Raw genomic sequence first — 19,171 nt, forward strand, 5'->3', positions numbered from 1 at the left:
AATCATCAGAAAAAATGTTTTATTGACAGAAATTTTTTTAAACCAGCCTATTTCAACAATTTCACACTCGCAAAACAGGGTTTTGAGGGCTGATTTTAAGATGATTCAACACAGTTTTCAACAATATGTCAATTTGTGTGTGGAAAGAAGTTTTATTTTCTATCTGCTTTACAGTGAAAATCACTTGCATTTCAACAGTGTTTATGATATAATGGTCTTATATATTAATATAGGAGAGTATCGTTATTTTTTCTCCAACAAAAATACGGAGGTTTCTATGAATTCATTTGATGAGGTTTTTGAGAAAGTCAAGAGCTACTGTCTCGAAAACGGAAAAATACCTGAAATTGCAATAAAAACATGGATAAATCCACTTGTTCCCCTTAACTTCAACGGCACTGAGGCTGTTTTCAGCGTTCAGACAGAGTTCCAGAAAAATATCGTTATGACTACATACGAGGCTGTTCTCAAGGAAGCTTTCCTCAACGTCCTCGGACTCAATGTCAATATCGTCATCAATGTTGAATCCGAAGAGCCCGAAAAGGTAAAGGTCCCCACAGACGCCGAGCTGGAGCAGAAGCACGCTGAGCTGGAGCAGTCCTACAAATTCGCAAACTACGACTATACCTTCGATACATTCATCGAGGGACGCTCCAACGAGTTCGCCCTTGCCTGCAGTAAATCTGTAGCCAAGAACTGCGGCTTAAAGGCTGTTCCCGACTACAATCCGCTGTTCATCTACGGTCCTTCGGGAATGGGTAAAACTCACCTCATCACAGCTATCGCCAACGAGGTAAGAAAGAATCACCCCGATTTCAACATCGTTTATGTTACCAGCGAGACCTTCGGCAGCGACCTTGTAAACGCTCTCAACAAGAGCTCTATCTCCGATTTCCACGACAAGTACAGAAATGCCGATATACTTCTCATAGACGATATCCAGTTCTTCTCCGGCAGAGAGCGTATGCAGGAGGAATTCTTCCATACCTTCTACAAGCTTCATCAGGAGGGCAAGCAGATAGTTATCACATCTGATAAGCCGCCAAAGGAGCTCCTCACCCTTGAAGAGCGTCTGCGCACACGTTTCGAGGGCGGTCTTATCGCTGATATCTCCGCACCTGACTACGAGACCAGACTTGCTATCATCAACAGAAAATCCGAGCTCTTGGAGCTCAAAATGCCAAGCGAAGTCGCTGAATTCATGGCTAACCGCCTGAAATCCAACATCAGACAGCTGGAGGGCGCTGTTGTACGCCTTAAGGCTCTCAACCACTTTGCAGGCAGCCCTATAACTATATCAATGGCTCAGAGCGTAATGCGCGACGTCCTCGCTGACGAGCAGCCTATCCCGATAACCGTTGAAAAGATAATCTCAGAGGTATCCACAGTTTACGGCGTATCTCCCGACGACCTGCGCTCCAGCAAGCGTTCATCACAGATATCAACAGCCCGTAAGGTAGCTATATATGTAGTCCGCGAGATAACTCAGATGCCACTTGCTTCTATCGGTACAGAGTTCGGCGGCAGAGACCATTCTACTATCGTTTACTCGGTAACAAGCGTTACAGAGTCAATGGAAAAGGATTCAAACCTCAAGAATCTTGTAAACGACATCATCAAGAATATCAAGGACAAGAGCAAGGTCTGAGTCAACGTTTAAAAGTGTTGAAAATGTTATTTCAACAGAGTTTTCAACACTGTGTTAAAAACTGTTTTTAAAATCAAACTTCAGAAATTTTCCTATGCCGAAAAGTTTTTCGTATCATGTATATCATTTCACTCGGATATTATTTCAACATCTGAAACATTCAACACTCAACACCGATGTGAAAAAAGACTCACGAAAAAATTAAAAAATCTGTCTTTCCACCGTTTTCTCAACTTTTTTTCCATTTCAACTCCACATCGCTCAACCAAATCAACACATGATCCGCTGACGAGAAATTGTTTTCACAATTTCAAAATTTTCACAACACCCCCTTGTGGACGAGCTTTTCGGCGTATATCTTCAAAAAATAACGATCCCAACTTTTCCACCGACACAATAACAACAACAATATATATTTATTCTTATCTTATCTTAGCTCATCTTATTTCTGCTAAGAATTTTCACGGAGGCATATCATAATGAAATTCATCTGCGATAAAAACGAGATCAGCGAGGCTATCAGCAATGTCTCACGAGCTGTATCACAGAAATCCACTATCCCTGCTCTTGAAGGTATAAAGGTACGTATCTCATCTGGCAGTGTAGAGCTTACCGCTTATAACCTTGAAATGGGTATACGTACATCTATCAGCGCCAATACAGAGGGCGAGGGAGAATTTGTTGTAAGCGCAAGACTTTTCAGCGAGTTCACAAGACGTATGTCAGGCGACGAGATAACCTTTGATATCGATGACAATCTCGTTATAAGCATTTCATGCAGCGCTACCGAGTGCAGCTTCCCTGCAATGTCGGCAAGCGAATACCCTGAACTCCCGAAGGTCGACTCTGCAAGGAGCTTCTCCGTAAAGCAGAGCATACTCAAATCAATGATAAATATGACAAGCTACGCTGCTTCACTCAACGAAAGCAAGCCGGTGCTCACAGGCGAGCTCTTCGATATAGAGGACGGCAGCTTCAATATGGTCGCTATAGACGGCTTCAGACTTGCTATCAGAACAGAAATGACTGACTGCACCGAGAAGTACCACTTTGTAGTGCCGAAGAAAGCTCTTCTCGAAGTTTCCACCCTTATTAAGGACGATGACGACGAGAAGCTTTGTACTGTATGCACCAATGATCGTCACATCATCTTTGAGATAGGCAACGTTTTCGTAATATCAAGACTTCTCGAAGGCGTTTTCCATAACTACAAGATGAGCATACCAAGCGGCTGCAAGACAGAAGTCATCATCAGCAAGAGAGATTTCTCTACCTGTCTCGAGCGCTGCTCACTTCTTATCGACGACAAGAACAAGTCTCCTATCCGCTGCGAGATAGGCAACGGCGTTATGAAGATAAGCTGCAAGACGGGCATCGGTAAGATAAACGACGCTATATCCGCCGATATTTCAGGTGAAACTGTTACTATCGGCTTCAATAACAAGCTCATTCTCGAAGCACTCCGCGCTGCCGAGGGCGACAAAGTCAGAATACGCTTCAACGGCGCAATGAAAGTAATAGAGATACTTCCGTTAGAGGGAGAGAGCTTCATATTCCTTGTAATGCCCATTCAGCTCAAAAACTAAAACCGACTGATACTGAAAGGCTGGTAATTATGGCTGGAAGAATCAAGATCAATACTGAATTTATCAAGCTTGACTCTCTTTTGAAGTTTGCTTCACTGGTAAACTCAGGCGGAGAAGCAAAGCAGCTCATACAGAACGGTGAGGTCCTTGTAAACGGCGAGGTCTGCACTATGAGAGGCAAGAAGATACGCCCAGGCGACGCAGTTTACGTGAACTGCCAAGAGGTAATCGTAGAGTGATAGTCACCTACGCTGACATTGACGGCTTCAAGAATCTCAGCGGCATTTCCTTTGCTCCCGATCCTAAATACAATATCATCGCAGGTCCTAATGCTCAGGGAAAGACAAATCTTCTCGAAGCAATGTGGATACTTTCGGGCTGCAAGAGCTTTCGCGGCTCAAAGGAAAAGGACTATATCTGCCTTGGCGGAAACCGCATGGAATCCAAAATAAAGATACGCGACAGCGTCCGCGAGCAGAAAATAACCTTTGAGATGACCAGAAGCGCCTCAAATCCAAAGAATATCACGCTGAACGGCGTAAAACAAAAGGGCACGAGAGCTCTTTTCGACGTGTTCAAGTGCATAGCCTTTATACCAGACGACGTTGATATTATCAAGGGTTCGCCCGAAAAAAGGCGTAATTTCGTGGATATGGCAGCTTCACAGCTCAATCCCGTCTTTGTCATGCACATCAATAAAAACAATGCCATAATGAACCAGCGGAATGCTCTGCTGAAAGGCATTATGCAGGGAAATACCGACCGCGGTATCCTTGAGATATGGGACAGACAGGCTTCACGCGAGGGAGCAGTCATCTCCTATATGCGCCATGAGTATATACAGAAGTTCAACTCTATATGCGGCAGGCTCTACCGCACCATTTCGGGCGGTACAGAGGAGCTTGAACTGGAATACAAGTCCAATGTTTTCCGTCCCGAGGACTTTGAGAAGCCCTGCGGCGACGAGGCATATGAGCAGTATTACAGAAAGCTTGCGGAAACTGCCGAATACGACGTCAGAACGGGAAGCACCCATGCAGGCGTGAACCGCGACGAGATACTCATCAAGATAAACGGCGTAAGCGCCAAGGACTACGGCTCACAGGGACAGATAAAGAGCGCCGCGCTGGTCATGAAGCTGGCGCAGGCTGAGATATTCATGCAGAAGTCAAAGGACGCTCCTGTCATATTCCTTGACGATGTCATGGGCGAGCTTGACGAGAACCGTCAGCGGTTCGTGTTCGACATGATAAAGGATATGCAGGTGTTCATAACAACTCCCAACGAGAACGCGCTCCTGCCTGAAATTAAGGGCAAGATACTGCGTATAAGCGGCGGCAGCATAGCAGAGGTGGAAGAAAATGTATCTTCACATAGGGAATAACTACTCCGTTGACCTGAGAGATGTGGTAGGAATTTTCGACATTGAGAATACAACTGTTGAAAAGTGTACCAAGAAGCTTCTGGAACGTGCCGAAAAGGAGCACAAATGCGTGTATACCACCTATGAAATGCCGAAAAGCTTCATAGTTACCGTAAAAAACGGCAAAGAGAGGGTGTATATCTCCCAGCTTTCGGCGGCAACATTGCGGAAACGCCTTAAAGAAGGCGGAGGATTCTGAAATGGAGCATTCTGACCGTAAATTAAACAGATTGCAGAATTACGATTATTCTCGGAATGGTCTGTATTTCATTACCATATGCACAAAAGACAGAATACCGTATTTATCGGAAATACACGATGTAGGGAACGCCGCCCTCGGCGTTCCAATCGTAAAACTGACGGAATACGGTGAAATTGTAAATGACAATATCAAAAAAATCAATGAAATATACAGATATGTTTCTGTTACGAAATATGTGATAATGCCGGATCATATCCATATGATATTATTTGTTTCGGATTTTGAAGATAGGTTCGTAAATTGCGGAACGCCGAGGGCGGCGTTCCCTACAAAATCCGTTTCTCAGATAATTAACGGATTAAAATCAATATCTACGAAACAAATTGGCTTTTCAATATGGCAAAAATCTTTCCACGACCATATAATCCGCAATGAAAAAGAATTTCTCGAAATTTGCGATTACATCGACAATAATCCCATAAATTGGGTAAATGACATATACAACCAAAATTATTGGAGGTAAATCATGAGTCAGCAGAACAACAACTACGATGAAAACGACATACAAGTCCTCGAAGGACTTGAAGCGGTCCGCAAAAGACCGGGTATGTACATCGGCTCTACAGGTCCCGGGGGACTCCACCACCTCGTTTACGAGATAGTGGACAACTCTATCGACGAAGCGCTGGCAGGCTATTGTACCGAGATAACCGTTGAGATACTTGAAGGCGATATTATCCGCGTTTCCGATAACGGACGCGGTATCCCTGTAGGTATCCACCCTAAGGAAGGCATCTCCGCGGCTACAGTCGTTTATACTATTCTCCATGCAGGCGGTAAGTTCGGCGGCGGCGGATATAAGGTATCAGGCGGTCTCCACGGCGTTGGCGCGTCAGTAGTAAACGCACTTTCAGAATGGCTGGAGCTCACTGTCAAGGACGGCGAGCACGTTTACTTCCAGCGTTTCGAGCGCGGTCATTACGATGAGCAGTTAAAGGTAATAGGTGATACCAAGGAAACAGGTACCTCCGTTATGTTCAAGGCTGACGGAGAGATATTCGAGAGCACTGTTTACGATTACGAAGTGCTTTTAAAGCGTCTCCGCGAGCAGGCTTTCCTTAACGCAGGCATAAAGATAGTTTTCACAGATAAGCGCGACAGCGAGAATATCCAGACGGAAACTCTCCACTATGAGGGCGGTATCCGTCAGTTCGTAGAGCATATCCACGCTACAAGAGGACTTGAAGCTCTCAGCGGCGAGGTAGTTTATATTTCTGGTACTCAGGGAGATTCCTTTGCTGAGGTAGCTCTCCAGTACAACGACAGCTATAATCCCGTAATACTGTCCTTTGCAAACAATATCCATACAAAGGACGGCGGTACTCACGAAACAGGCTTCAAGAACGCTCTCCTGAAGGTAATAAACGAATACGGCAAGAAATTCGGAAAATTCAAGGAAAAGGAAAGCTCAAAAAAGGGCAAGGACGCTCCTAAAAAGGAGATAGAGAGCCTTAAAAGAGACGATGTTCTCGAAGGACTTACAGCTATCGTATCTGTAAAGCTGACAGAGTGCGAATTTGAGGGACAAACAAAGGGACGTCTCGGAAATCCCGAGGTAAAGCCATTTGTAGAGAATCTTGTCACAGAGAAGCTGATGAATTTCCTTGAGGAAAATCCTGAGATAGCAAATATAATTTTTGAGAAGTGCCTTTCCGCATACAGGGCAAGAGAAGCCGCAAAGCGTGCAAGAGACGCCGAGCGCAAGAAGAACGCATTCGGAAACAGCTCAATGCCCGAAAAGCTTGCGGACTGCGCTGAACGCGACGCAAGATACACCGAAGTTTACATCGTCGAGGGAGATTCTGCGGGCGGCTCGGCAAAGCAGGGACGTGACAGACGTTATCAGGCTATCCTTCCTCTCTGGGGCAAGATGCTCAATGTTGAAAAGGCTCGTATCGACCGTATCTACGGCAACGACAAGCTTGAGCCCGTGGTTACTGCTCTCGGAACAGGTATCGGCGAGGACTTCGACATCGAGAAGCTCCGCTACGGCAAGGTAATAATTATGGCCGATGCCGATGTTGACGGTATGCACATCAGAACGCTTCTGCTCACATTCTTCTTCCGTTATATGAGACCTCTCATCACCAACGGAAACGTTTATATCGCACAGCCTCCGCTGTTCAGAGTAGAGCGCAAGAAGAAGATATACTACGCATTCTCCGAAGAGGAGCGCGACAAGTACATCGCTGAGCTCTCCGAGGACGGCAAGTACAAGGACGTTGAAGTACAGCGCTACAAAGGTCTTGGTGAAATGGATCCCGAACAGCTCTGGGAGACAACTATGGATCCAGAGCACCGTACTATCGTAAGGATAGGCATGGAGGACGCTCTCAAAGCAGACGAGACATTCAGCATACTCATGGGCGACAAGGTAGAGCCAAGACGTAATTTCATCGAGAAAAACGCCAGATTCGCACAGGATCTTGATATCTGACGGGAGTACTTATGGAAGAAAATTACAAGCTTGAAAAGGAATACAAGGTACCTGCGGACACATTCCGCGACGCTTACCTTGAATTCCAGAAAAAATACGTTTATCCGAAAAGCTACGTTTATATGGCGATATTCGGAGTTTTGGCGATAGTTCTGCTGATATTCGGCATATTTGCAATGCATGACGCTCCGAAAAAGCAGAAATACATCATGTATCTTGCTTTTATCGTTGCCGCAGCCTTTTCTCTGCGCGAGTGGTTTAATCCCCGTAAAATGCGCCGCAGTCTTACAGATTCCGTAAGAGCGCTGGGCGAGCCAATATACAAAATAGGCATTGGCGACAAATTCGTCGATATTTCTACAGTTTCCGACGACCTCAGCAATATCGTTGAGCCTGAGGAAGAAGAAAAAGGCGAAGAAGATACCGAGGACATTACCGAAACAGATCCTCTCCCCGAAAAGACAAGGATAAATGTTGACGAGGGCTTTCAGCTCATGGAGTACGACAGGTTCTTCCTCATGCTGGCAGGAAAGGAAATGTTCTATATACTCCCTAAGGACGGTTTTTCGGAGTCTGAGCTGAAAATAGTAAGAGATATAAAGTAACAAACCCCATTTCAAAATAAATTCAATTCTCTCAGGAGGAAAAAATGCTTTACACAGACAACTCAAAGGTAATAAATACCGAGATAGTTGACGAAATGGAAAATTCCATGCTCAATTATGCCATGTCGGTAATTGTTTCCAGAGCGCTCCCCGATGTAAGAGACGGTCTGAAGCCTGTACACAGAAGAATACTGTACACGCTCCATGAAAACGGACTTACTCCCGAGAAGCCCTACCGTAAATGCGCCGATACCGTCGGTGCGGTACTGGGACGATATCACCCACACGGCGACGCGTCGGTATATGACGCTCTGGTAAGACTTGCACAGGACTTCTCTATGAGATATCCTCTGGTCGACGGTCACGGAAACTTCGGCTCCATCGACGGCGACGGACCTGCGGCTTACCGTTATACCGAGGCTAAAATGGCAAAGCTCACCCTTGATATGCTCACGGATATCAACAAGGAGACTGTTGACTTCGTATCCAACTATGATGACCGTCTCAAAGAGCCTGCCGTACTTCCCTCACGTTTCCCGAATCTTCTGGTAAACGGCTCTGTAGGTATCGCCGTTGGTATGGCTACAAATATACCTCCCCACAATCTGGGCGAGGTCATCGACGCATTGCAGCTCCTTATCGACGATCCCGACTGTACCCTTGAACAGCTCATGGAGCACATTCAGGGACCGGACTTCCCGACAGGCGGTATAATCATGGGCAGAGCAGGTATCCGCGCAGCCTATGCAACAGGAAAGGGCAAGATAACCCTCCGCAGCCGTACTCACTTCGAGGAGATAAAGGGCAGAAACTGCATCATCATCGACGAGATACCCTATATGCTCCGTAAGGAGAGACTCCTCAAGAGCATAAGCCAGCTTGCAAGAGACAAGCGTATCGAGGGACTTTATGACCTCCGCGACGAGTCCGACAAGGAGGGTATGAGAGTCGTTATCGAGCTGAAAAAGGACGCTGTACCGAATATCGTCCTCAACAAGCTCTTTGCACTGACACAGCTTCAGGACACAGTTGGTATCATCATGCTTGCTCTGGTAAACAACGAGCCTAAGATACTCACTCTGAAGCAGATGCTCCAGCACTACCTTGATTTCCAGGTTGATGTTATCCAGAGAAGAACACGTTTCGACCTCCGCAAGGCTCTCGAAAGAGCCCACATTTTACAGGGCTTCGTGCTTGCGGCTGATTATATCGACGAGGTAATCGACATAATCCGCTCCAGCGCTACCGTTCAGGAGGCAAAGGACCGCATGATAGAGCGCTTCAAGGACGTTGATATGTCAGCTCTCCTTGACCGCGCACAGTACGACCTCACAGGACTTCACATCGAGGCTCAGACAGGTCTTTCACAGGAACAGGCTGAGGCTATCGTTCAGATGAGATTAGGACAGCTGACAGGTCTCGAAAGACAGAAGATAACTGACGAGTTATACGCACTTCTCACCAAGATATCCGACTTTGAGGATATACTCGCAGACGTTAACCGTGTATATCAGATAATCATGGACGACCTCAACGTTATCCGCAAGAAGTTCAGCGACAAGCGCCGTACTGACATCGAAAACGTCAGCGGCGAAGTCGATATCGAGGACCTTATCCCCGAGGAGGACTGCGTTGTTACTCTCACAAACAACGGCTACATCAAGCGTATGCCGCTGACAGAGTACAAGACACAGCACCGCGGCGGACGCGGAATCACGGGTATGAAGCAGCGTGATGAGGACTTCGTTGAGGAAATGTTCATCTGCGGTTCTCACGACAATATCCTGTTCATATCCAACAAGGGTATCATGTACAAGCTGAAATGCTATGAAGTTCCCGACGGTTCAAAGGCTTCGAGAGGCTTCAATCTCATAAATCTGCTTCCTCTCACAGAAAATGAGAAGATAGCGGCTATGATAAAGACCACTGACTTCAACGATGACAAGTTCATCACCATGGTCACAAAGAACGGCAAGATAAAGAGAACTAACCTCTCACTCTACAAGAACGTCCGCAAGAACGGTCTTATCGCTATAGGACTTGATGAGGGCGACGAGATAGAGGGAGTTCGTATGACCGACGGCAATGCTCAGCTCTTCGTTGCAACTCACAACGGTATGGCTATCCGCCTTGAAGAGAGCAAGATAAGAGCACTTTCACGTTCAGCTCACGGCGTAAGAGCAATCAAGCTCCGCGACGGCGACTACGTTGTAAGTATGGCAAGAGTCCGCGAGGGAGCTTCGCTACTTACCGTTACCGAGAACGGCTACGGCAAGAAGACCGACCTTGACAGCTATCGTATCCAGAACCGCGGCGGCTTCGGACTTACCAACTACAAGACAGACGATATCCGCGGCAAGGTATGCGGTATCAAGATAGTTGACGAGGAAGACGATATTATCCTCGTTTCAAGCGACGGTATCATTATCAGAATACTTGCCAGCGATATCCGTATCATGGGACGTATCGCAAAGGGCGTCCGTGTTATGAGAGTCAACGAGGGTGCGAATGTAGTTGCATTCACCCGTGCCGAGCACGACGACAATGCCGAGACCGAAAAAGTAGAGCAGCTTACAGAGGAGCAGCTCAAGGAGGCAGAAGCCGAGGCTGCACTTGAGGAGCAGAACGAGGTAGTCGTTGAAGCAGAGCCCGATGACGACGATAACGAGGAATAATATCCCACTATAAGGAAAAAATCATTGATATACTTTTTGATTGCAGCAGTAATATTTCTGCTCTACGCCGTATTTGAGAACTTCTTTCTGCTTGTTGTCAGGCGCGAAAAGCTTGGCAGCGGCATTAAGATAGTACATCTTTCCGATCTGCACAAGCGGTGCTTCGGAGAGGGAAACTCGCGGCTGTGCCGTAAGGTAAGAGCAGAAAAGCCAGATATCATCATATTCAGCGGCGACCTTGTATCAAGGTCAATAATCACCCTCAGCAATGCTGAGGCGGCGCTGAGGGAGCTGTGCGAAATAGCTCCCGTGTATATGATATACGGCAACCACGAGCAGAGCATTTCCGCGGAAATGCGGGGCGAGCTTGAAGCAATGTTTGAGCGGAATCAGCAGATAATGCTGAAAAACCAGCATACCACCGTGAATATCCGCGGCAGAGAGCTGAAAATATACGGTCTTATGGAGCATTACGGCGTCTATAAGAAAAACGGCGGCTACCGTGACCTTGACGTTATCGACAAGGCTTACGTTGAGGAAAAGCTGGGAAAATGTCCCGAGGGCGAGGTGCTGCTCATTGCTCATAATCCATTTTTCGGCGAAGCCTATGCGGAATGGGGCGCTGATTACACCTTCAGCGGTCATGTACATGGCGGTATAGTGCGGCTTTTCGGAGTTGCAATGCTGTCTCCCGAGCGCAAGTTCTTCCCGAAATATGCCAAGGGAGTCTATGACTTCGGCGGCAGGAAGCTCCTTGTTTCGGCAGGTCTTGGAAAGCTGAGGCTTTTCTGTCCGCCCGAGATAGTGGTATACGAAATTTAAGCCGATACTACGGCAAAAATAATGAGAAACAGTCCTCCCGTCCACGAGAGATCGTGGTTCAGGGAGGATATTTTTCTGCCTGTGAGAGAGCCGAGGATAAGTGCGGCAGCTCCGCATATGAACACCGCCGCCGCTGCGCCTGCAGCGGATATATCAGAGCCGCCGCAGCTGAGTCCCGTAGCGGCAGCGTCAAGGGAGCCTGCAAGGGCAAGAACAGCGGCTTCGCCTATGGACAGCACCTTTGAGCTGTCCATGTCAACGGCTGAATCGTCGAGACAAAGCTTGACGAAAACAGACAGCTCCCCCATTTTCAGGGAAATACCGTCCCTGTCGGAGATATACCTGATGATGTTTCGCAGTATGCTTTTTGCAATATTCAGCGAGCCGATGGTGATAAGCACCACAGTGCCGATGATATGGATAGTATGGGACGTGATAAACCCCGAAATTATATCAGAAAGGGTTACGGAAATAAATAAAATCGCTGCCGAGAACATATCTATTATGAAAGCGGAGCTGAGGGGTATCCTTACGCCGCTGTTGCAGCAGGCAGCCGCCGCGAGATAAATGTCGATACTGACGATAAAAGCGAGAAAAAACTCTTTCAGCAAAATAAACACCTCCGTAGTATCATATGTTTCGGCTCAAAAAAATGACATTGCAGGGAACGGCGCCCTCGCCGTTCCGCGGTTTCCGAAATGAACTTTATTGTTTATTTGTAGGGGCTGATGCCTACATCAGCCCGACCAAACAATAACGTAATTAACGGGGCGATGTGGGTGACTCCCTGTAGTACAGGGAGATGTCCGCAGGACAGAGGGTACGGGTGCCTGTTAGGCATCGCCCCCTACAAGCTAACGGATTATGGATGAAAATGCAAAAAAAGTAAGTTTTTTTTCCGCGAATGTTGCTTTTTTTATGACTTTATGATATAATACCTATGTGTATCGTTATATTGTTGGGAGGGATAATTTTGATAGCAGGTGTTTCTACAGCTTGCCTGTATCCCAAGCCCATTGAGGAGTCTCTTTACGAGCTTGCAGTCAACGGTGTTTCTACCGTTGAGCTGTTCATCAACACTCATTCAGAACTGAAAAAGGGCTTCGCTCACGGCATTGCCAATCTTATGAAAAGATTCGATGTCAAAAGCCCCTCCGTACACCCATTTACCTGCGAGATAGAGCCGCAGATGTTCTTTTCGGAGTACGAGAGAAGAATTGACGATATGCTTGAATATTACAAGCTTTACTTCCGTTTTATGAATATCGTTGGAGCCGATATATTCGTTTTTCACGGCGGAAAACCCACTTCCATATGCACTCCCGAGTTTTACTGCGAAAGGTATTCAAGACTTTTCCGACTGGGCAAGGAATTCGGCATAACAGTGGCAGTCGAGAACGTTTCGCGGTGCAAAAGCGCTTCATCGGTATTCGTAAAAGAGATAAAGAATATGCTCGGCAATGAGTTTGCCTTTGTACTCGATACAAAGCAGGCTCTGCGCTCCAATGAGAACCCCCTGAAATTCCTCGACGCAGTGGGCGACAAGATATGTCACGTTCACATAAGCGATTCGGGAGAAATGGGCGACTGCCTGCTTATAGGCAGGGGAAGATTCAATTTTAAGCAGTTCTTTGAAAAGCTTGCAGTATACAATTCGGATTGCAGCGTTATCTTGGAGCTTTACAGAGGCGGTTTTTCGGGTATAAGCGACCTGATATCCAGCTATAACAAGCTCTGCAGGATGACTGAACCTTACGGCAGGGAGCAAAGCTTATGAAGTGTCCATACTGCGGATATGAAGAATTAAAGGTAATAGATTCACGCCCTGTCGATGACAAGACAAAAAGGCGGCGTGAATGTGTCAGGTGCGGCGAAAGATTCACCACATTTGAAGCTGTTGAGATACCACTTCTCATGGTGGAAAAAAGAGACGGCAGCGTTCAGCTTTTCGATAAGGCAAAACTCATAAACGGCATAGTCTCGGCAATAAAAAAGCGACCTGTCTCGGCTGAGAAGGTCACTGAAATAGCCAATTATGTTGAGAATTACTACGCAAATGCCCTCAGAACAGTTGCAAAATCCACTGAGATAGGCGAGCTGGTGCTTGACAGACTTCGTGAGATAGATCCGATATCCTATATAAGATTTGCGTCCGTTTACAAGGATTTTACGGATATAGACAGCTTTGTAGCGGCTATAAGCGAATTTGACGGAAAAAAGCAAAAAACGGAAGAATATTCCGAATTATAATCTATGGAGGTTTTTACTATGAGCAATGGCACACCAAACGGAACAAATGGTTTTTTTGAGAAACTCGACAATTTCCTTGAGAATTTCAATGACATCAATGCCGAAAAAACATTTGTTGAGGCAGATGTAAAGAAGCATTATTTATTTGCTATGATCGCATATCTTATCCCTATTCTTTTCTTCCTGCCAATTTGTATGGACGGAAACTCCACATACAATAAATTCCATGCAAATCAGTCCCTGACATGGCTCATCGCAGCTGTTGTCATCGGCATTATATTTGCAATTTTAGGATTTATCCCGCTTTTAGGTATTATTTTCAGAATACTCTGGCCTTTGGTTTATCTTGGCATATGTTTCTTTTACAGCTACGGCGCTTACAAGGGCAGGGCTTACAGATTCCCATTCGTAGGAAGCCTTCTCAACGTATTCTGATTCAGCTCACAGGCATTTTTATACTGCCGCTGTCCTCACTGTAGACCATTGAGGCTACGGCTGTATTATCGCATACAAGGAGCTCTGCAAGCATTTTTTTGTTCTGCGGGCTGTAGTTTTTCACCTCATAGACGAAAAGTCTTGCGTTTCTGCCTGCATAACGGCGGAGAGGGAGTCCCTGTTTATCCTGCATGAGGGCGTATTCCTCATAGACAGAGGAAAAGCTCTCGGGGATAGTCACGTTTTTTTCGGATATCTCCTCTACCTCCCAGCCGTGAGAGGCAAAGTAGCTTATGCGCTGAGCAGCGTTTTCGGCGGCTATGCTGACTGCTGATGTATCGTCATTTGCAGTGCAGGCTGCAAGAGCAAATGCAGCCGCAGCAGCCATGAATATCATCTTTTTCATGTTATCACTCCTATAACTGGTCAGTATTAAATCTTATTCACCAAAGTCCGTACATTATACCGAAAGGAGCACCAATGGCGCAGATAAGACTTGATAAATTCATATCCGAGCGCACAGAGTACTCCAGAAGTCAGATAAAGGAGCTTGCAGCTAAGGGAAAGATAACAGTTGACGGTACGGCGGCAAAGCGCTCTGACGTCAAGATAGACGGCGACACGGCTGTAGTGAGCGTATGCGGTCAGGAGCTGAAAAGCTCGCGGTACAGATACATACTGCTGAACAAGCCGCAGGGCTATGTCTGTTCTACCGACGACAAGGACGGAGAGACCGTGATAAAGCTGATACCGCCTGAAATGCGGTCAAAGGGTATGTTCCCAGCAGGGCGTCTCGACAAGGACAGCACAGGGGCGCTGCTCATCACAGACGACGGCGAGCTGGCTCACCAAATATTGTCACCACGCCGAAAAATAACCAAAATTTATATTGTGAAACTTGCCAGACCATTTGAAAATAATTATATTAACAAATTTGCGGAGGGCATTAAACTCGCCGACGGGGAGACTTGTCTGCCCGCTCGGGTAAAATCATCGGAAAATAGCGATAAACTGGCGATGATACAAATTTGTGAAGGAAAATATCACCAAGTTAAAAGAATGTTCGCAGCCGTGGGCAATCACGTAGAAAGACTGGCGCGTGTTTCACTGGGAGCTTTGATTTTGCCCGAAAAACTGGCGATAGGACAGTGTATGGAATTATTGCACAAAGATGTTGAAAACTTGTTCAAACCACAGGATTTTGACCTTTTTTACAGTCAATTTTTCCCTGTTTTTTCGGCAAATCTAATAAACAACGATTTATAACTTTGGCAATTTAGCAACTTGAAAAATTTTGCAAAGTATGGTATCATATTATCATAGCTGATAGCGGAAAAAAATATATCGGCACAATTTTATACTGGAGGAACAGATTAAAAATGGCAGGCTTAACACTTAAAAACATTTATAAGAAATATCCGGGCGGCGTTGTCGCTGTTTCAGATGTAAATTTAGAGATAAGAGATAAGGAGTTTATCGTTCTCGTTGGACCGTCAGGCTGCGGTAAGTCAACAACTCTCCGTATGATTGCTGGTCTCGAGGAGATATCAGAGGGCGAGCTTTATATAGGCGACAGACTCGTTAATGATATCGCTCCTAAGGACAGAGATATCGCAATGGTTTTCCAGAACTACGCTCTTTACCCTCACATGACAGTTTTCGAGAACATGGCTTTCGGCCTTAAGCTCCGTAAGGTTCCTAAGGACGAGATTGAGAGAAAGGTTAACGAGGCTGCTAAGATCCTCGACCTTACACACCTCCTCGACAGAAAGCCAAAGGCTATGTCCGGTGGTCAGAGACAGAGAGTTGCTCTCGGTCGTGCTATCGTTCGTTCACCTAAGGTATTCCTTCTCGACGAGCCTCTCTCAAACCTCGATGCTAAGCTCCGTGCTCAGATGAGAACCGAGATCGCTAAGATCCACAAGAAGCTCGGTACTACATTTATCTACGTAACTCATGACCAGACAGAGGCTATGACAATGGGTGACAGAATCGTTTGTATGAAGGACGGTTTCGTTCAGCAGATCGATACACCTCAGAACCTCTACGAGAACCCTGTAAACAAGTTTGTTGCAGGCTTCCTCGGCTCACCTCAGATGAACTTCATCGACGCAGAGCTCAAGGAAGAGTACGGTCAGTATATCGTTGAATTCGGCGCAACAAACGGCAGAGGCAACAGATATCAGATCATCGTTCCTGAGTCAAAGGTAAACGAGGATCTCGCTGCTTACGTTGGCAAGGAGATCATTCTCGGTGTACGTCCTGAGTCTATCCACGACGAGGAAATGTACCTTTCAAATGCTTCTACAGGTATCATTGATGCAAACGTTGAAATCACAGAAATGATGGGTGCTGAGACATACCTCTATCTCCTTTGCGAGGGTATCTCACTCACAGCAAGAGTTAGCCCAAGATCTACAGCAAGACCTGGTGACGACATCAAGGTAGCTATCGATCCTAACAGAATCCATATCTTCGATAAGGAAACTGAAAAGGCTATTGTAAACTGATTAATTCTTTTCATATTTATCCTTTCTTTCTTGGTACACAGCGCCGCAAGACGTTGTGTACACGCAAATCACCGCAGTATATACTGCGGTTTTTTGCGTTATAGGAATATTTCATGCTACAGGAGAATACAATGAGCAAAATTAGAGATTATCTTGAAGCCCACAAGCAGGAAATGATTGACTTTCTTGCGGAATTAGTGGCGATACCCAGCGTTCAGGGCGAGGCTGAGGAGAGCTATCCTTTCGGAAGAATGCCTGCTAAGGCTCTGGAAACTATGCTGAAAAAGTGCGGGGAGTTTGGTTTTACTGTTGACAATGTGGAAAACTACGCAGGCTCGGCGGATATAAACTCGCTTCCTGCGGAGCTTGCCGTGCTCACACATCTGGACGTTGTTCCCGTGGGTACAGGCTGGACCGCAGATCCCTATGTACTGCGTCATGAGCCCGATACAGACAAGCTTGTGGGACGGGGCGCTATCGACGACAAAGGTCCTGCAGTAGCGGCTCTGTTTGCCGCAAGAGCTGTTAAGGAGCTTGGACTGCCGCTGAAAAAGGGCATACGTCTTATTTTCGGCACAAATGAGGAAAACGGCTCCGCGGACCTTGCATATTACCGTGAAAAGCGCGAATTACCGCCAATGGTGTTCACTCCCGACGGCGAGTATCCTGTTATCAATGCCGAAAAGGGTATGCTGAGAGTTTATTTTTCAACAGTGTTCATTAACGGACTTATCAAGGGCGGAGAAGTTATAAACGCCGTCCCTGCGGAGTGTACCCACGATATCAGGCTTTATGAAAATGGCGATGTTTCCATGAATTACGGAAAAATGTACGGAAAATCGGCACACGCCTCGACTCCCGAAAAAGGCGAAAACGCCATAACGAATTTCCTGCAATTCAACAATTACGACCTGCCACAGCTTGTAAAGCTCAATAAGCTCTTCCCCCACGGCGAGTTCAACGGAAAGAGCTGCGGACTTGGCTTCCGTGACGATATATCGGGAGATATGACCTGTGTGCTGTCAATGCTTAACACCGAAGACGACAGACTTCACGGTGCTGTTGATATACGTTTTCCGCTTGACCGCAGAAAGTCGGAGATAAGAGATATCATCTGCGGAAGACTTCGTGCGGCTGGCTTCGATATCGACTCCTGCGAGGGAGTTGAGCCCCACTGCACCGACGAAAACAGCGAGTTCGTGCAGACGCTTCTCCGCGTATATGAGCGTGTTACAGGCGATAAGGGACGCTGTATAGCCATTGGCGGCGGCACCTACGTCCATGAGATAGAGGGCGGAGTTGCCTTCGGTGCGGAGTTTCCCAACGAGGACGGTCATATGCACTGCCCCGACGAGTTCATAACTGTGGAGAATCTGCTGAAAAACGCGGAGATAATGGCAGAAGCCATGGCTGAGCTATGTTGCTGATTATTTACAAAGGGACGCTTTTTGCGTTTCTTAAAAATATAAAGTGCTCGTACATTGTGCTGTAAGCGATGTACGAGCATTGTTTTTTAATGAAGTGAGCGAGTTTACGAGCGACAACGTGGTCGCGGTCGAGCTGGCTCAGCTCGAGGCGGACTTTAAGTCCGCCTTTTGTTATCTGTCTGTTTTATCGGTAGTAGTTGACTTTTCGCCGTCGTGCTCCTTTTTGCCGTCAAGACCGTCAATAACGTCGTCCACAGCGTTCTGAGCGCCGTCGATGACGTCCTTGCCTGCATCGCCCGCACCGCCGACTATATCCTTTCCTGCGTCGCCGATACCGTCGGCAGCGTCGTCTATTCTGTCCTTAACGGAGCTATCCTGCCTTCTGTCGGTTGTGCTCTCGTATCTTTTTTCAGTTGTGCTTTCCTCCATTACTGAGCCGTTTCCGTCGTCGGTGTAATGACCGTCGTTATTGTCTCCGCAGCCTGTAAGAGTTGCACAAACCGTAAAAAATATGGAGCATATTGCTAAAAGCTTTTTCATACAAATCATATCCTTTACAGAGTATCGCTGTGGAGTCGTTTTCCACAGCGTATTTTTATTGTTTACTCATTTTCCCTGATTATCCACAGGCTTTTCAACTTTTTACCCCTTCCAGAAACTGTATTTTACGTTATTTTCCACTCTTTCAACAGAGTTATCAACAATCAAACAAATGAATCCACAGTCAATTCAACACCGTGTTGAAAACTTTTCCACCCCTCTGTGAAATGAAATTAGGACTATATTGCGATTATTTTCTGTAAAAAGAAAAATTGAGCGAAGTCATTTTTTAGCTATATATGTATGAAAAACTTGTTTGTGCACCTTTCCGTGATATTTTGTGTTTTATATGCTATAAGCGGCGAGCCGTCGCCGCCTTTTTCGAGTTGTAAAATCAACAAAAGGGAAAGTTTTTTCCGCGATTGTTGCTATTTATAAGCTTATATGCTATAATTAATGCAAAGCATTAATTATAAAAGATTAAAATGCCCTTGCAGATACGCAAATCATAGATTTGCTCCCTGCAATCGGGCGATTATAGCATAAAGCTT

General features: G+C 46.2%; 19 protein-coding genes. 16 read left to right on the plus strand and 3 right to left on the minus strand.

The window, feature by feature from the left end; all coding sequences use genetic code 11:
* Positions 1-277: 277 nt before the first annotated feature.
* The 10 genes from dnaA (at position 278) to BT105_RS13970 (ending at position 11,458) form a co-directional block, all read left to right on the plus strand.
* Positions 278-1,648, plus strand: coding sequence for a chromosomal replication initiator protein DnaA (gene dnaA, locus BT105_RS13925; protein ID WP_072301293.1), 1,371 nt, complete (start codon positions 278-280; stop codon positions 1,646-1,648).
* Positions 1,649-2,127: 479 nt separating this feature from the next.
* Positions 2,128-3,234 (plus strand): DNA polymerase III subunit beta, encoded by a 1,107-nt coding sequence (gene dnaN / locus BT105_RS13930; protein ID WP_072301294.1) that lies wholly within the window; start codon positions 2,128-2,130, stop codon positions 3,232-3,234.
* Positions 3,235-3,263: 29 nt separating this feature from the next.
* A complete protein-coding gene (yaaA, locus tag BT105_RS13935) occupies positions 3,264-3,473 on the plus strand; it encodes a S4 domain-containing protein YaaA (RefSeq protein ID WP_072301295.1) in 210 nt (69 codons plus the stop codon).
* Entirely contained in the window at positions 3,470-4,618 is a 1,149-nt protein-coding gene (gene recF, locus BT105_RS13940; RefSeq protein WP_072301296.1) for a DNA replication/repair protein RecF, read from the plus strand. The genes yaaA and recF overlap by 4 nt, the downstream gene beginning before the upstream one ends.
* Positions 4,596-4,856, plus strand: coding sequence for an extracellular matrix regulator RemB (gene remB, locus BT105_RS13945; protein ID WP_028513946.1), 261 nt, complete (start codon positions 4,596-4,598; stop codon positions 4,854-4,856). The genes recF and remB overlap by 23 nt, the downstream gene beginning before the upstream one ends.
* Position 4,857: 1 nt before the next feature.
* Positions 4,858-5,382 carry a transposase gene (locus BT105_RS13950; protein ID WP_072301297.1) on the plus strand — a complete coding sequence of 175 codons (525 nt, stop codon included), beginning with the start codon at positions 4,858-4,860 and terminating at the stop codon, positions 5,380-5,382.
* A 3-nt stretch (positions 5,383-5,385) separates the two neighbouring features.
* Entirely contained in the window at positions 5,386-7,356 is a 1,971-nt protein-coding gene (gene gyrB, locus BT105_RS13955) for a DNA topoisomerase (ATP-hydrolyzing) subunit B (protein ID WP_072301298.1), read from the plus strand.
* An 11-nt stretch (positions 7,357-7,367) separates the two neighbouring features.
* Complete coding sequence (locus BT105_RS13960; protein ID WP_072301299.1) at positions 7,368-7,961, plus strand: hypothetical protein; 594 nt, start codon at positions 7,368-7,370, stop codon at positions 7,959-7,961.
* Between the two features lie 44 nt (positions 7,962-8,005).
* Positions 8,006-10,636, plus strand: coding sequence for a DNA gyrase subunit A (gene gyrA / locus BT105_RS13965; protein WP_072301300.1), 2,631 nt, complete (start codon positions 8,006-8,008; stop codon positions 10,634-10,636).
* Positions 10,637-10,660: 24 nt separating this feature from the next.
* Positions 10,661-11,458, plus strand: a complete 798-nt coding sequence (locus tag BT105_RS13970) for a metallophosphoesterase (protein WP_072301301.1) — start codon at positions 10,661-10,663, stop codon at positions 11,456-11,458.
* On the opposite strand, the gene BT105_RS13975 is transcribed toward BT105_RS13970, so the two are convergent.
* Entirely contained in the window at positions 11,455-12,069 is a 615-nt protein-coding gene (locus BT105_RS13975; RefSeq protein ID WP_072301302.1) for an MntP/YtaF family protein, read from the minus strand. The two genes, BT105_RS13970 and BT105_RS13975, sit on opposite strands and share 4 nt — an antisense overlap.
* A 362-nt stretch (positions 12,070-12,431) precedes the next feature.
* On the opposite strand from BT105_RS13975, the gene BT105_RS13980 reads away from it, so the two are divergent.
* The 3 genes from BT105_RS13980 to BT105_RS13990 are packed head-to-tail and all read left to right on the plus strand — an operon-like array spanning position 12,432 to position 14,143.
* Entirely contained in the window at positions 12,432-13,235 is an 804-nt protein-coding gene (locus BT105_RS13980; protein ID WP_081367926.1) for a sugar phosphate isomerase/epimerase family protein, read from the plus strand.
* The gene (nrdR, locus tag BT105_RS13985; RefSeq protein WP_072301303.1) at positions 13,232-13,708 is read left to right on the plus strand and encodes a transcriptional regulator NrdR; all 477 of its coding nucleotides are present in this window, start codon (positions 13,232-13,234) and stop codon (positions 13,706-13,708) included. Before BT105_RS13980 ends, nrdR begins: the two co-directional genes overlap by 4 nt.
* A gap of 18 nt (positions 13,709-13,726) precedes the next feature.
* Positions 13,727-14,143: a magnetosome magnetite crystal formation protein family gene (locus BT105_RS13990; protein WP_072301304.1), complete on the plus strand. Its 417-nt coding sequence runs from the start codon at positions 13,727-13,729 to the stop codon at positions 14,141-14,143.
* A 1-nt stretch (position 14,144) separates the two neighbouring features.
* On the opposite strand, the gene BT105_RS13995 is transcribed toward BT105_RS13990, so the two are convergent.
* Positions 14,145-14,549, minus strand: a complete 405-nt coding sequence (locus tag BT105_RS13995; RefSeq protein ID WP_072301305.1) for a DUF4830 domain-containing protein — start codon at positions 14,547-14,549, stop codon at positions 14,145-14,147.
* Positions 14,550-14,623: 74 nt separating this feature from the next.
* On the opposite strand from BT105_RS13995, the gene BT105_RS14000 reads away from it, so the two are divergent.
* The 3 genes from BT105_RS14000 to BT105_RS14010 all read left to right on the plus strand — a co-directional run bounded on the left by BT105_RS14000 (position 14,624) and on the right by BT105_RS14010 (position 18,080).
* Positions 14,624-15,409 (plus strand): pseudouridine synthase, encoded by a 786-nt coding sequence (locus BT105_RS14000; RefSeq protein WP_072301306.1) that lies wholly within the window; start codon positions 14,624-14,626, stop codon positions 15,407-15,409.
* 113 nt (positions 15,410-15,522) lie between these two features.
* Entirely contained in the window at positions 15,523-16,653 is a 1,131-nt protein-coding gene (locus tag BT105_RS14005) for an ABC transporter ATP-binding protein (protein ID WP_072301307.1), read from the plus strand.
* A gap of 131 nt (positions 16,654-16,784) precedes the next feature.
* Positions 16,785-18,080 (plus strand): Sapep family Mn(2+)-dependent dipeptidase, encoded by a 1,296-nt coding sequence (locus BT105_RS14010; protein ID WP_072301308.1) that lies wholly within the window; start codon positions 16,785-16,787, stop codon positions 18,078-18,080.
* A gap of 171 nt (positions 18,081-18,251) precedes the next feature.
* On the opposite strand, the gene BT105_RS14015 is transcribed toward BT105_RS14010, so the two are convergent.
* Positions 18,252-18,620 (minus strand): hypothetical protein, encoded by a 369-nt coding sequence (locus BT105_RS14015; protein WP_081367927.1) that lies wholly within the window; start codon positions 18,618-18,620, stop codon positions 18,252-18,254.
* Between the last annotated feature and the right edge of the window lie 551 nt (positions 18,621-19,171).

Source organism: Ruminococcus flavefaciens, assembly GCF_900119075.1.
GTDB classification, from domain to species: domain Bacteria; phylum Bacillota; class Clostridia; order Oscillospirales; family Ruminococcaceae; genus Ruminococcus; species Ruminococcus flavefaciens_Q.

What these genes read in the sequence shown, in the direction of transcription:
- dnaA (WP_072301293.1), top strand. Translation starts at nt 278, where the DNA reads ATGAATTCATTTGATGAGGTTTTTGAGAAAGTCAAGAGCTACTGTCTC.
- dnaN (WP_072301294.1), top strand. Translation starts at nt 2,128, where the DNA reads ATGAAATTCATCTGCGATAAAAACGAGATCAGCGAGGCTATCAGCAAT.
- yaaA (WP_072301295.1), top strand. Translation starts at nt 3,264, where the DNA reads ATGGCTGGAAGAATCAAGATCAATACTGAATTTATCAAGCTTGACTCT.
- remB (WP_028513946.1), top strand. Translation starts at nt 4,596, where the DNA reads ATGTATCTTCACATAGGGAATAACTACTCCGTTGACCTGAGAGATGTG.
- BT105_RS13950 (WP_072301297.1), top strand. Translation starts at nt 4,858, where the DNA reads ATGGAGCATTCTGACCGTAAATTAAACAGATTGCAGAATTACGATTAT.
- gyrB (WP_072301298.1), top strand. Translation starts at nt 5,386, where the DNA reads ATGAGTCAGCAGAACAACAACTACGATGAAAACGACATACAAGTCCTC.
- BT105_RS13960 (WP_072301299.1), top strand. Translation starts at nt 7,368, where the DNA reads ATGGAAGAAAATTACAAGCTTGAAAAGGAATACAAGGTACCTGCGGAC.
- gyrA (WP_072301300.1), top strand. Translation starts at nt 8,006, where the DNA reads ATGCTTTACACAGACAACTCAAAGGTAATAAATACCGAGATAGTTGAC.
- nrdR (WP_072301303.1), top strand. Translation starts at nt 13,232, where the DNA reads ATGAAGTGTCCATACTGCGGATATGAAGAATTAAAGGTAATAGATTCA.
- BT105_RS13990 (WP_072301304.1), top strand. Translation starts at nt 13,727, where the DNA reads ATGAGCAATGGCACACCAAACGGAACAAATGGTTTTTTTGAGAAACTC.
- BT105_RS13995 (WP_072301305.1), bottom strand. Translation starts at nt 14,549, where the DNA reads ATGAAAAAGATGATATTCATGGCTGCTGCGGCTGCATTTGCTCTTGCA.
- BT105_RS14000 (WP_072301306.1), top strand. Translation starts at nt 14,624, where the DNA reads ATGGCGCAGATAAGACTTGATAAATTCATATCCGAGCGCACAGAGTAC.
- BT105_RS14005 (WP_072301307.1), top strand. Translation starts at nt 15,523, where the DNA reads ATGGCAGGCTTAACACTTAAAAACATTTATAAGAAATATCCGGGCGGC.
- BT105_RS14010 (WP_072301308.1), top strand. Translation starts at nt 16,785, where the DNA reads ATGAGCAAAATTAGAGATTATCTTGAAGCCCACAAGCAGGAAATGATT.
- BT105_RS14015 (WP_081367927.1), bottom strand. Translation starts at nt 18,620, where the DNA reads ATGAAAAAGCTTTTAGCAATATGCTCCATATTTTTTACGGTTTGTGCA.